Source organism: Planifilum fimeticola, assembly GCF_003001905.1.
Lineage (GTDB): Bacteria > Bacillota > Bacilli > Thermoactinomycetales > DSM-44946 > Planifilum > Planifilum fimeticola.
Genome location: NZ_PVNE01000022.1, coordinates 14,635 through 27,642, shown reverse-complemented (window position 1 = coordinate 27,642; position 13,008 = coordinate 14,635). Strand labels below are relative to the sequence as shown.

The following is a 13,008-nucleotide window of genomic DNA, read 5'->3' as shown; positions in this document are numbered from 1 at the left end:
GTTGAACCGGCCGAAGGACGGCAAAAATCATCGGGGGGTGCGCCGGGCAAAGTTTGTCCGGTGCACCCCCTTTTTCGCGGCAAGAACATATCACCTGTTTTGTTCCGTTCATTCGGCCAACTCGACCCAGCGTTCCGTCTTTTTCGCCAACATTTCCTCGTGCTCATCCAGCTGGTCCTTCAGTTCCCGGACCCTTTCGGAATCCCGGAGCACCTCCGGCAGGCACATCGTTTCCTGGATTTCCTGTATCTTTTTCTCCAACGTTTGGATCTCCGCTTCGAGCCGGGCGGCTTCCTCCCTTCTGAGACGCTCTTCTCTGCTCCGGTCCTTTGACGAGTCCTTCCGACGCCGGGGGGCGATGGTTTCCCCCTTCGGGGAAGCCTGCTGTTCTTCGAGGGATTTTTTCTGTTCCAGATATGCGTCGTAGTTGCCGGAATACGAACGGATTCCCTCCGGCGACAGTTCCCATACCCGGGTGGCCAGTTGGTTGATGAAATAGCGGTCGTGGGAGACGAAGAGGAGCGTTCCCGGGTATTCGGCGAGCGCTTTTTCCAACCGTTCCTTGCTCCGCATGTCCAGGTGGTTGGTGGGCTCATCCATCAGGAGCAGATTGGCCCGGCGCAACATGCGTTTGCACAGGGAGAGACGGGCCTTTTCGCCGCCGCTCAGTTCGGACACTTTTTTGAACACATCGTCACCGCTGAACAGAAACTGGCCGAGGGCGGAGCGAACCGCGGTCCGGTCCAGGGAGGGGAAGTCGTTCCACACTTCTTCCAGGACGGTCGCTTCCGGGTCGAAGGCCTGTTGTTCCTGATCGTAGTAATCGAGATCCACCCCCGTTCCGAAGCGGATCCGGCCGGACAAGGGCGGGAGTAGGCCGGCGACGGTCTTCAGAAGGGTGGATTTGCCGGTGCCGTTGGGGCCGATCAGGGCGATCCGTTCCCCCCTTTCAATCCGGAAGGAGAGGCCGGAGGCCAGAGGGGAGGACGGATCGTATCCGATCGTCAGCTCCTTGGCCTCCAACACCTCCTTTCCGCTGGTGGAGGCGACGTCAAAACGGATGGCCGCGGGGGGACCCTCTTTGGGGGGGCGCTCCACGAGCGTCATTCGCTCCAGGGCTTTTCTCCGGCTCTGGGCCCGCTTGGTGGTGGACGCCCGGGCGATGTTGCGGCGAATAAACTCCTCCATCCGGCGAATTTCCGCCTGCTGCTCCTCGTACTTTTTTTCCTGACGGGCGACCCATTCGGCCTTTTGCCGGACGAAGTCGGTGTAGTTGCCCGGATAGCGGGTGACGCGCTTCCGGTCGACTTCGTAAATGGTTTCCACGAAACGGTCCAGGAAATAGCGGTCGTGGGAGACCACCAGCAGAGCGCCGGGATAGGACGCGAGGGTCTGCTCCAGCCAGGCGAGGGCATCCATGTCCAGATAGTTGGTCGGCTCGTCCAGAATCAGCAGATCGGGTTCCTGAAGCAGCAGCTTGGCCAGGGCCAGCCGGGTTTTCTGTCCGCCGCTGAGATCGGACACGGGGGTTCGGTGCCAATCGATGCCGGAGAGGCCGAGGCCGTGCAGGGCTCCCCGAATGCGCGCCTCGTATTGGAACCCACCCTCCCGTTCGTAGGCTTCCTGCAGGGAGGCATAGCGCTCCAGCACCTGCTGGTACCGCTCCTCATCGGCCATCAATGCCTGGTCTCCCATCTCCCGTTCCATCCGGCGCAGCCGGCTTTCCATCTCCCGGAGGGACGTAAACACCGTCAGGGCTTCTTCCCAGACGGTTCGCCCCGAATCGAGGCCGCTGTCCTGGGCCAGGTAACCGATCCGGGCGTTTTTGGCGATGAACACCTCCCCGCGATCGGGTGTGATTTGCGAAGTGATGATTTTCAGCAAGGTGGTTTTCCCCGCACCGTTGACGCCGATCAATCCGACTCGTTCCTTTTCCGCCACCCGCAGGGTGGCCTCTTCCAATACGGGGTTGGCACCGTAGGATTTGGATACTTGGTTGACTTGCAACAGGATCATGGGCATATTCCTCCAATATGGCTTCTTCGGCGGTGCGCCGGTCCCGGAAGGGATCCCGGCGGCCGAGCAGGCGTCACGGTTTGTTCAAAGGGGAGATTTTCTCGGCACCGGTCAATGGTGTACAATTGTAAATAAAAAACTGCCGTTCAAAGGTGAAGAGCGGTTGGCACACCGATCCTCAGCATAGGAGATGCCACCTCGACCAAATATTACCGTTTTGCGTCACCTATCCCTTAATCTTAGCAGATGACGGGCAATTCGGCAAAAGGGCGGATATTGATCATGTCGGAACAAAAGCGCATGCTTCGCCGGCGCATGCTGGACCTGAGGGAATCCCTCTCCCCGGAACAGGTGCGCCGGGAATCCCTGGCCGTCTGTGAGCGGCTGGTCCGTCACCCCGTCTTTAAAGAAGGGGAGACGATCCTGTTTTACTTTCCCTTCCGGAAGGAAGTGGATGTCCGGCCGGCGATGGAGGAGGCCTGGTCGGCGGGGAAGCGGGTGGTTCTCCCCAAGGCGGATCCCGCGACCAAATCCCTCTCCTTCTTCTCGCTCCGCAGGGGGGAACCGTTGGTTTCGGGATCCTACGGCATACCGGAACCGTCCGGAAAAGCGTCGGCGAAAATTCCTCCCGGGGCGATCGACCTGGTGGTGGTTCCCGGCGTCGCCTTCGATGAGCGGGGATACCGGCTCGGATACGGCGGAGGATATTACGATCGCTTTTTCTCCCGTCATCCGGGGCCATTCAAGCGGATCGGGGTGGCCTATTCCTTTCAGGTGGTGCCGACCGTCTGCCCGGAAGAGCACGATCAGCGGTTGGACGGGTTGATCACGCCGTCCAAGACCCTCTCATTCTAGCGGAAGTCTCTCCAAAAGATCGCCGGCTTTGGCTGCCGGGGCTTCCGGTCCCCGCGGCACACCCCTTCAGCGGTTTCCGTTTTTTCGGCGGATTTTTGGGGGAATAAATCGGATGATCCGAAGATAGAAACGCGGGGGGAGGAACGGAGATGAAAAGCCGGTTGAAGGAAGTGCCCGTCGGTGAAGCGGTGGGATTGGTGCTGGCGCACGATTTGACGGTGATCGATCCGGGGAAATACAAGGGTCCCCTGTTCCGCAAAGGGCATCGGATCCGCCGGGAGGATATCGAGGAGCTGCTCCGGATCGGCAAGGAGCATGTATACGTGTTGGAACTGGCCGAGGGAGAGCTGCACGAGGACGAGGCGGCGGAACGGATTGCCCGGGCGGCCGCCGGCCCCCATCTCGGCCGGACAGAGCCGAAGGAGGGGAAAGTGAACCTGGTCGCGCAGGTGCGGGGTTTGCTCCGGATCGACGTGGAGGCGGTGACGGCCATCAACCGGGTGGAGCAGGTGGCGCTGTCGACGCTCCGAACCCACACACCGGTGGAAAAGGGGCAGACCGTCGCGGCGACCCGGGTAATCCCCCTGGTTTTTCCGGAAGCGTCCATCCGGGAGGTGGAGGATATCGCCGTCCGCCGGGACCGGCCGGTGGTGGAGGTGGTTCCCTTTCGCCCGCACCGGGTCGGCATCGTCACCACCGGGAGCGAGGTGTATCACGGACGGATCCGGGACCGCTTCGGCCCGGTCGTCCGGGAAAAGGTGGAGAAGTACGGGTCGACGGTGGTGGGGCAGACCTTCGCCACCGACGACAAGGAGATGATCCGGGATCAGATCCGGGCCTTCGTGGATCAGGGGGTGGACATGGTCCTGGTGACCAGCGGGATGTCCGTCGATCCCGATGACCGGACCCCGGGGGCGATCGCTTCCCTGGGAGCGGAGATCATCACCTATGGTACGCCGATTCTGCCCGGCACGATGCTGATGATCGCCTACTACCGGGGGATTCCCGTTTTGGGGCTGCCGGGTTGCGTCCTCCACGATCCCGTCACCTCCTTCGACCATTTCCTTCCCCGCATTCTGGCCGGGGAAAAAATCACCCGGGAAGACGTGGTCACCCAGGGGCACGGCGGATTGCTCCACTCCTGCTGAACCGCCCGGGTCCTCAACTTGTCGGAAACTGGGATTTCATTGTAAGATGAATTTGTGAAGAGAATAACAGATGGAAGGACAATCCGAACGCAACCGATGAAGCGCTAGAGGTTGGCGGACATCTTGAATATAAAATCAAGCGGTCGAAGGGACCGTCGACATGGAGGCATGCGATGGAAGATCAAAAAATCCCTCAAGTCACCGCCAAACGATTGCCGTTGTATTATCGGTATCTGGAGAAATTGCACGCGATCGGAAAAAAGCGCGTTTCCTCCGCCCAGCTCAGCGAAGCCCTGCAGATCGATCCGGCCACCATTCGCCGCGACTTCTCCTATCTGGGCGAGTTGGGCAAGAAAGGTTATGGATATAATGTCAATTACCTGCTTCAGTTCCTGCGCGATTTTCTGCGACAGGACGAAGTGACCAACGTGGTGTTGGTGGGCGTCGGCAACCTGGGAACGGCCCTGCTGCGCTACAACTTTTACCGCAGTCACAATACGAAGATCGTCGCCGGTTTTGACAACGACCCGGCGAAAATCGGCACCGAGGTGGACGGAATTCCGGTCCTGTCCATGGACCGCTTCAAAGAAGTGACGGAATTGCACAACGTGGAAGTGGCCATTTTGACCGTGCCGGCCAGCGTCGCTCAGGCGACGGCCCAGCAGATCGTCGAGGCGGGCATCCGGGGGATTCTCAACTTCACACCGGCGCGGTTGAACGTGCCGCCCAGGGTCCGGATTCACCACATCGACTTGACCACGGAGCTGCAGACGCTGATCTATTTCCTGAAGAAGTTTCCGGATGAGGAAACGGAAGCGGAAACCGCGAAGGAAATGGACGAGGCGCATAAAAGTTAGACGCCCTTCTGCGGAAGGGATCACTTTCCGGCCGGGACCGGATCGTCCGGCCTGTTTTCATGGCGGCACCCGCCCGGCGGGTGCCGCATCTGTGAAATTGTCATGAGGGTGGTTGCGCCATGGAAGACAAGACTCAACCCGTGACCGAACACCTCGGCGAGTTGCGCCGGCGGCTGATTTGGGTGATCGTCGTCTTTGTTCTCGGACTGGTGGTCGGCTTTGTCTTTGCCGCCGATTTCGTCCATTGGCTGAAACAGCAAATGCCGGCGAACGTGACGATGCACGTGTTCTCTCCGGCGGAGCCCCTCCGCGTCTACATGATGTTCGCCTTCGTCATTTCGGCGGTCATCACCCTGCCCGTCGCCTTCTACCAGTTGTGGGCCTTCGTCAAACCGGGCTTGACGAAAACCGAACAGAGAATCACCCTCACGTACATTCCCTTTGCGGTGATCTTGTTTTGCCTGGGTCTCCTTTTTGGTTTCTACGTGATCTTTCCCTACCTCATCCGCTTCATGACGGGGCTGTCGGCCGCACTGGGCACCACGGAAACCTTCGGGATATACCGGTACTTCGGCTTCATGTTCAACATCGTGTTTCCGTTGGGCCTTTTCTTCGAGCTGCCCTTGGTGATCCTGTTTTTGACCCGTCTGCGGATACTCCGGCCGGATCTGCTCCGCAGGGGCCGCCGGGCGGCCTATCTGGGCATGGTGATTCTTGCAGCCGTCATCACGCCCCCGGACCTGGTCTCCAACATTCTGGTATCCATTCCCCTCATTCTCCTGTACGAGATCAGCCTGTTTCTATGCACCTGGCTCTACCGGCGGATCCAAAAGGAAGATGAAGCGAGGGAGAAGACCTGGTTGGAAGAATCGTAAGATGAGGACCTTCTGCTTGGAAACTACGTCGGAAGTTTATCTCCCCCGGATTCGGGAGATAATGCTCTTGCACCTTTCTATCGATGCACTGCGCCGATCGGCGATCCGGAAAAAAATTGACCTCGGGGCTTGCAAATTGGGAGGCACATGCATATTATTATAATTGGTGTTAGCACTCATCGGCGATGAGTGCTAACAAATCGTTATGCAAGACAATTCTACCTCGTGTTGGAAAAGGAGGGTCTCCTGTGTCGATCAAGCCGTTGGGTGACCGTATCGTGCTGGAAGCGATCGAGAAGGAAGAAAAGACCGCGAGCGGAATCGTCCTTCCGGATACGGCGAAGGAAAAGCCGCAGGAAGGTCGCGTGATCGCCGTGGGTTCCGGCCGTTGGGAAAACGGACAAAAAATCGAATTGGAAGTGAAGGTGGGCGATCGCGTCATCTTTTCCAAATATGCAGGCACCGAAGTGAAGGTAGGCGACAAGGAATACCTCATCCTGCGTGAAAGTGACGTGTTGGCGATCGTCGAGCAGTGATGCCTGCAGATCCGTTAACCAATAACCCTACATAAGAAAGGGGAAGAGGAAATGGCGAAGGACATCAAGTTCAGCGAAGAAGCACGTCGTTCGATGCTGCGCGGCGTAGACGCTTTGGCCGATGCCGTGAAAGTGACCTTGGGTCCGAAGGGCCGCAACGTAGTTCTGGAAAAGAAATTCGGTTCTCCCTTGATTACCAATGACGGCGTGACCATTGCCAAGGAAATCGAGCTGGAAGATCCCTTTGAAAACATGGGTGCCCAGCTGGTAAAAGAAGTGGCCACCAAGACCAACGATGTGGCCGGGGACGGAACCACGACCGCTACCGTGTTGGCCCAGGCCATCATCCGCGAAGGTTTGAAAAACGTGGCCGCCGGCGCCAACCCGATGGTGCTGCGCAAGGGAATTGAAAAGGCGGTGAACGCGGCCGTCGATGAAATCAAGAAAATCGCCAAGCCGATCGAGGGCAAAGACTCTATCGCTCAGGTGGCGGCCATCTCCGCGAACGATGAGGAAATCGGCAAATTGATCGCCGAAGCGATGGAAAAGGTGGGCAACGACGGCGTCATCACCGTTGAGGAATCCAAAGGGTTCACCACCGAGCTGGAAGTGGTCGAAGGGATGCAGTTCGACCGCGGCTACATCTCCCCCTACATGATCACCGATTCCGACAAGATGGAAGCGGTGCTGGAAGAACCCTACATCCTGATCACCGATAAAAAGCTCAGCAACATCCAGGAAATCCTGCCGATCCTCGAAAAAGTGGTGCAACAGGGCAAACCGCTCCTGATCATCGCCGAAGACATGGAAGGGGAAGCCCTGGCCACGCTGGTGGTCAACAAGCTGAAGGGCACCTTCACCTCCGTCGCCGTGAAGGCTCCGGGCTTTGGCGATCGCCGCAAAGCCATGTTGCAGGACATCGCCATCCTCACCGGCGGTCAAGTGATCACCGAAGAGCTGGGTCTGGACCTCAAAACCACCGGTCTCGATGCCTTGGGCCGTGCCCGTCAGGTCCGCGTGCGCAAAGAGGAAACGATCATCGTGGACGGCTACGGCGACAAAGGAGACATCGAAGCCCGCATCAACCAAATCCGTCAGCAGCTTGAAGAAACCACGTCCGAATTCGACAAGGAGAAGCTGCAAGAGCGCTTGGCGAAACTGGCCGGCGGCGTAGCGGTCATCAAAGTGGGCGCTGCGACCGAAACCGAGCTGAAGGAGAAGAAACTCCGCATCGAAGACGCCCTCAACTCCACCCGGGCTGCGGTGGAAGAAGGGATCGTCTCCGGTGGCGGCACCGCCCTCGTCAACGTGATCCGCGCGGTGGAAGCGGTCGAAGCGACCGGCGACGAAAAGACGGGTGTGAACATCATCAAGCGCGCGCTGGAAGAGCCGGTGCGTCAAATCGCCTTCAACGCCGGACAGGAAGGCTCCGTGATCGTGGAGCGCCTGAAGAAGGAAGAAGTGGGCATCGGCTTCAACGCCCTCACCGGCGAGTGGGTCGACATGATCAAGGCGGGTATCGTCGATCCGGCGAAAGTGACCCGTTCCGCCCTGCAAAACGCGGCCTCCGTTGCGGCGATGTTCCTGACCACGGAAGCGGTCGTCGCCGACAAACCGGAGGAAGAGAAGAACAACAACCCCGGCATGGGCGGCGGCATGGACATGATGTAATTCCGCCCTTCCATCGGCATATCGGCACCTCCAACCCTTCCCCCCGCATTTTTGCGGGGGGTTTTTCTTTGCATTGGTTTTACCTGGATGTGCGGGATTCCGCCTTCAAAACGCGATTCATCCGGAAGAGGCTTGACGGAAACGTCGGGGACCGATATATTTTAAGTGTACTATATTAAATAGTACACATAATACAAACCATACACAAGGATCGGCGGGGGGCCGAGACGGAGCAGCAGGTGGTGGTCACCACCGGTGCGGCCGGGGCCCACGTTACCTTCAGGACCGATCCGGAAATCTTTACGGAAACGACCGCAAATGGGGACGCGCAAATTTCCGGAGAGGCATGACAGAAAACATCGCGGGGTTCGGAGGTGCATTTTGTGGCGGTATTGACGGTGGAGAACGTGTCCAAGGTCATCGGTTCCCGTCTGGTGGTGTCAAACCTCAACATGTCGGTGAGGAAAGGGGAAGTGTACGGGTTTTTGGGGCCGAACGGTGCGGGCAAGACGACGACGATCCGCATGATTGTCGGCCTGGCGAAGCCGAGCGGAGGGAGGATTCGCATCAAGGGTTGTGACGTTCAGAAGGAGCGCGCCGAGGCCCTTCGTCACGTGGGGGCGATCGTGGAAAACCCGGAGACCTACTCTTACCTGACCGGGAGACAAAACCTGATTCACTACGCGCGTTTGGCGGGGATCGACCGGCGGAGAATGCGGCAGCGGATCGAGGAGCTCACGGAGCTGGTCGGACTGGAAGGACGGATCGACGACAAGGTGAAAACCTATTCCCTCGGCATGCGGCAACGGCTCGGTCTGGCCCAGGCGCTGATCGGCGATCCCGGCCTGCTGGTTCTCGACGAACCGACCAACGGCCTCGATCCCGCCGGCATGCGCGAATTTCGCAGCCTCGTGCGAAAGATCGCTTCGACCGGTGTCGCCGTGTTCGTTTCCAGCCACCTGCTGAGCGAAATCCAGCAGATGTGCGACCGGGTGGCCATCATCAAGGATGGTCGGATCGTGACGGAGCAATCCGTCACCGAGCTTCTCAAAAGCGGCGATTCGGCGGTTTCGATCCGTGTGGGCCGTCCGGAAACGGCGAAGGATCTCCTTGAGCAAAGGGGATGGCGCGTCGAAACGATCGGCGAACGGTCGGTCCGCGCCGCCGTTGCCGAAAGTCAGGTACCGGAGCTGATCCGCCTGCTGGTGTTGAACGGAGTGGACATTTATGCGGTGGAGCCGTCCCGGGAGTCCCTGGAGGAGTTTTACATGGAGCTGACCGGAGGAGCGGAGCAGGAGGAGAAAAAGGGGGTGCAGGCCGGTGCGTGAGCTGGGGCGGGTCATTGCCAACGAATGGATGAAATTGATGCGTCGCCGACGTCTGTGGATCACCGTCCTGCTGGCGGTGCTGGTGGTGTGCGGGTTGAGCGCCCTTTCCTATCAGAGACATTTGGACATGATGAGATGGGATTCTCCGGAGGGATTGAAGCGACAGATCGAACAGGCCGAACAGGAATTGAAGAGCATGGAGGAGCAGGTGAAAAGTCCCGACTCCGCCCGGGAGGGAGAAGATCCGGAGGAACGGATCGAAAGTATCAAACAGTCGATCGCCGATATGAAGCAGCGGCTTAAGGAAGAACAGCGGTTGGCATCCGATGATTGGCGATCCGTCGTGGAGGATCGGATCGCCCAGACGGAACGCGAAGTGGAGGATGCGGCACGGAGTGAAAACAAAGTGGGGGAGGCGATGGGACAGGGACGACTAATGGAACTGAAGTACCATCTGGAAAACGGCGTCCCTCCCATTCCTCATTGGAAAAGGACAGCATATCAGGAAATGGATGATTTGATCCACTTCACTTCCCGGGTCTTCCTGCCGCTGCTGGTCGTGATCCTTGTCGCAGATATCGTTTCCGGCGAGACCACCGCCGGGACGATCAGGCTCCTGCTGATCCGTCCCGTTTCCCGGGCGAAAATCCTGTTCGGAAAATGGCTGGTCAGCATTTTCGCCACTCTTCTGCTGACGCTCATCGTCTTTGCGCTGATGTTCGGGGTGAACGCCGCCTTGTACGGCATAGACGGCTGGGATCAGCCGCAGATCGTAAACGTCATTTACACCTTTGAAAAAGTTGATTCGCCGGATCCCATGACGCAGTCGCACACGGTGAGCATCCCCCATTATGGCCGAGCGGCGATCGTGCCCATGTCCGTGTACATCTTGAGCGGTTGCCTGCTTCTCTCCCTGGCGATGATGTCGGTGGCGACACTGGCCTTTCTCTGCTCCGTCCTGTTCCGGTCGTCGATGATCAGCACCGCTGTCGCCTTCGCCGTGATCATCGTCGGCGAGATCCTGTTCCAAGCGGTGGAGAGCGGAAAGCTTTTCTGGCTGTTTACCGCTCACCTCAACCTGCTGAACAACTGGACGGGCGGCCTGTCCGCGCATCTGAAGGCCGATCTGTCCCTCACCACCGGATTGATCGTGTTGGGATGCTGGGCGCTCCTCGCGCTGATCCCCGCCTTTTTGACCTTTACGCGAAGAGATGTGTTGAATCACTGACGGGATCTTTCGGTGCAGGCAGAACCGCCGGAGGGGGTGTGTCTCCGAGAACCTTTGCCGAGAGATCGCATCTCCTCCGGCATCCTCGCCGGAAGTGCCGGTTAAGGAAGATGGGCAATGGAGGTGAGCTTCTTGTGGTTTGACGTGGATCCGCGGTCCGACGTGCCGATTTATCAGCAGCTGGTGGACGGAGTGAAGGAGGCGGTGGCACGGGGGATTCTCGCTCCGGGGGATAAGCTTCCGTCGGTCCGGGATCTGGCCGGTCGCATCGCCATCAACCCCAACACGATCGCCAAGGCGTACCAAGAGATGGAACGGGAGGGGATCATCGAAACCCTCCGCGGCAGGGGAACCTTTGTCGCTGAGGTTCGGACCCGGGGCATCGACCGGGAGGAGAAGATGGGAAGAATGAGGGAGATGTTGGAGAAGGTGCTGGTGGAGGCCTACTACCTGCAGATGGAAGAGGATGAAGTGTTGGCGATGGCGGAGGAGATCATCCGTCAGTGGTACCGGGAGAGGAGGAGATCGGATGAGCCGGTGGGCGATCGAGACGCGCGGGCTGACCAAGATCTTTGACGGAGTCACCGCGTTGGACGGGTTGGATTTGACTGTGCCGGAAGGAGCCGTGTTCGGCTTGGTAGGTCCCAACGGGGCTGGGAAGACGACGCTGATCCGCACGCTGATGGGCATCCTGCGGCCGACGGCGGGAACGGCCCGCATCCTGGGAAGAGACTGTTTCGAGGAAAGCGGAGAGGTCCGCCAGCAGGTGGGCTACGTGCCGGACGCGCCGGTTTTGTACCCGTCTTTCCGCGTGGAGGAGATGCTTCAGTTGTGCTCCCGCCTGTACCGGCACTGGGATTGGGAGCGATGCGAGGCGCTGCTGGAGCGGTTTCAGCTTCCCCGGAACCGGTGGATCCTGTCCCTTTCCAAGGGGATGAAAACGCGGCTTGCCCTGGCCATCGCCCTGTCGGTCCGGCCGCGCCTGTTGATCCTGGACGAGCCGACGGGCGGACTGGACCCGGTTGTGAAGCATCAGATGCTCGGTTTGGTGCTGGAGGAGGTGGCCGAGCACGGGACGACGGTGCTGATCTCCACCCACCAGCTGGGGGATCTGGAGCGGATCGCCGATCACGTGGCCGTGATGATAAAGGGGAGGTGTCTGCTGACCCGCACGGTGGAGGAATTGAGAAAGGAAGCCCGCAAAATCCAGGCGGTCTTTCCGGAAGGGCTGCCGGAAGCGATTCGGAGGATGCCGGAAATCCTCCATTTGGAGAGCCAGGGGAGGGTGTATATGATCACGGTCGGAAACGGGTTCGACACGGTCCTGGAGGCGGTCAAGGCTCACCGGCCGGTCTATATGGAAACGGTGAGCCTCGGCCTGGAGGAGTGGTTCATCCGGACGGTGGAGAAGGAGGGGGAGAAGGATGGGCCGGTTGCTGAATAAGGCGCTTTTGTGGAAGGAATGGCGGCAGAATCGATGGCTGCTGCTTCTTCTCTTGCTGTTCGTCATCTACACCCCGATCATCGATGCAGTGATCTTCTGGGTAGATACGATGATGGGGATGTATAGGGGACTGTATGGCTTGTTTGGTTCTGCAGATCCGTGGTCTTTCAAGGTCACTTCAGCGATCAAGGGTCTGATGGTGGACGAGTCGGATGGATGGGGCATGGGCTTCAATCCGCTGTTCCCATTGGCTCCCGTCGCCGTGGGGTTGTGGGGAGTCCTGTTGATCGCCCGGGAGCGGACGCCCAATACGCTGGAGTTTTTGGCGGCGGCACCGGTCAGCCGGCGGGAGATTGCGGTGACCAAGTTTTTCTTCGGCGCGATGTCCATCATCGGGATGATGACCGTCAATCTGCTGTTCGTCCTGGGGATAATGCTGGTTGCACCAGTGGGATATACCTGGACGGAGGCCCTGTTCTGGTTCGCCTTCTGCGTTTCGTACCTGCTGAGCCTCTTTTCCCTCGGTTTTTTGATTGCCGTCGTCACGGGGAATTGGGTGGCGAACTTGGGAGCGGTCCTTCTCTGTTCCCACCTTCACTGGTTGCTTGCCGATACGATTCGATTTTTCGGATTGCCCATGGGCCTTTCGGATTCCGCTTGGGAGCGGATCCGGAATGGGCTTGAATATATCGATCTTTTCTTCTATCTGTCCAACTATGCCATTGGCCAAGTCCACATGGGTCATGTTGCCGCCCTCTTCACCGCTTTTCTGGTGTTGGGGATGCTCTCCCTCCGGCTGTTTGAAAAAAGTCCGCTGGAGAAAAACGGTCAGGCATTTGTTTTCGGGAGTGCACGCCTCTTTTGGCGTTTCTTCATTCCGTTGATCCCGGCGGCATTGGTCGGCTATGTCTTCAGTTTCAATTGGATCAGCGGGCTACTTTCCGCCGGTTTGGCTTACATGGCGGGGGTCTGGGCGGCGAAATACCTGATGCGTCAGATGGAGGGCAACGTCATCGGTGCCCGATGACGGTCCGTTCCGCTATCTTGCGA

At 58.9% G+C, this 13,008-nt stretch carries 12 protein-coding genes; 11 read left to right on the top strand and 1 reads right to left on the bottom strand.

All coding sequences use genetic code 11. The features are described from left to right. Window positions 1–108: 108 nt before the first annotated feature. Window positions 109–2,016 (bottom strand): ABC-F family ATP-binding cassette domain-containing protein, encoded by a 1,908-nt coding sequence (locus CLV97_RS12850; protein ID WP_106345943.1) that lies wholly within the window; start codon window positions 2,014–2,016, stop codon window positions 109–111. Window positions 2,017–2,298: 282 nt separating this feature from the next. On the opposite strand from CLV97_RS12850, the gene CLV97_RS12845 reads away from it, so the two are divergent. From CLV97_RS12845 to CLV97_RS12795, 11 genes are all read left to right on the top strand, one after another. Then, complete coding sequence (locus CLV97_RS12845) at window positions 2,299–2,871, top strand: 5-formyltetrahydrofolate cyclo-ligase (protein WP_170070517.1); 573 nt, start codon at window positions 2,299–2,301, stop codon at window positions 2,869–2,871. A 149-nt stretch (window positions 2,872–3,020) separates the two neighbouring features. After that, window positions 3,021–4,019 carry a molybdopterin-binding protein gene (locus CLV97_RS12840; RefSeq protein WP_106345941.1) on the top strand — a complete coding sequence of 333 codons (999 nt, stop codon included), beginning with the start codon at window positions 3,021–3,023 and terminating at the stop codon, window positions 4,017–4,019. Window positions 4,020–4,192: 173 nt separating this feature from the next. Continuing rightward, a complete protein-coding gene (locus CLV97_RS12835) occupies window positions 4,193–4,876 on the top strand; it encodes a redox-sensing transcriptional repressor Rex (protein WP_106345940.1) in 684 nt (227 codons plus the stop codon). 119 nt (window positions 4,877–4,995) lie between these two features. Next, window positions 4,996–5,751: a twin-arginine translocase subunit TatC gene (gene tatC, locus CLV97_RS12830; protein ID WP_106345939.1), complete on the top strand. Its 756-nt coding sequence runs from the start codon at window positions 4,996–4,998 to the stop codon at window positions 5,749–5,751. A 248-nt stretch (window positions 5,752–5,999) separates the two neighbouring features. Further along, window positions 6,000–6,287 (top strand): co-chaperone GroES, encoded by a 288-nt coding sequence (gene groES, locus CLV97_RS12825; protein WP_281257612.1) that lies wholly within the window; start codon window positions 6,000–6,002, stop codon window positions 6,285–6,287. Window positions 6,288–6,338: 51 nt separating this feature from the next. Next, window positions 6,339–7,958, top strand: a complete 1,620-nt coding sequence (gene groL / locus CLV97_RS12820) for a chaperonin GroEL (protein WP_106345937.1) — start codon at window positions 6,339–6,341, stop codon at window positions 7,956–7,958. Between the two features lie 383 nt (window positions 7,959–8,341). Further along, window positions 8,342–9,286 carry an ABC transporter ATP-binding protein gene (locus CLV97_RS12815; RefSeq protein WP_106345936.1) on the top strand — a complete coding sequence of 315 codons (945 nt, stop codon included), beginning with the start codon at window positions 8,342–8,344 and terminating at the stop codon, window positions 9,284–9,286. Then, window positions 9,279–10,514 carry an ABC transporter permease subunit gene (locus CLV97_RS12810; RefSeq protein WP_106345935.1) on the top strand — a complete coding sequence of 412 codons (1,236 nt, stop codon included), beginning with the start codon at window positions 9,279–9,281 and terminating at the stop codon, window positions 10,512–10,514. The genes CLV97_RS12815 and CLV97_RS12810 overlap by 8 nt, the downstream gene beginning before the upstream one ends. 117 nt (window positions 10,515–10,631) lie before the next feature. After that, a complete protein-coding gene (locus CLV97_RS12805; RefSeq protein ID WP_170070516.1) occupies window positions 10,632–11,090 on the top strand; it encodes a GntR family transcriptional regulator in 459 nt (152 codons plus the stop codon). Beyond that, complete coding sequence (locus tag CLV97_RS12800) at window positions 11,044–11,958, top strand: ABC transporter ATP-binding protein (RefSeq protein ID WP_170070515.1); 915 nt, start codon at window positions 11,044–11,046, stop codon at window positions 11,956–11,958. Before CLV97_RS12805 ends, CLV97_RS12800 begins: the two co-directional genes overlap by 47 nt. Continuing rightward, entirely contained in the window at window positions 11,939–12,985 is a 1,047-nt protein-coding gene (locus CLV97_RS12795; protein ID WP_106345933.1) for an ABC transporter permease subunit, read from the top strand. Before CLV97_RS12800 ends, CLV97_RS12795 begins: the two co-directional genes overlap by 20 nt. Window positions 12,986–13,008 lie beyond the last annotated feature (23 nt).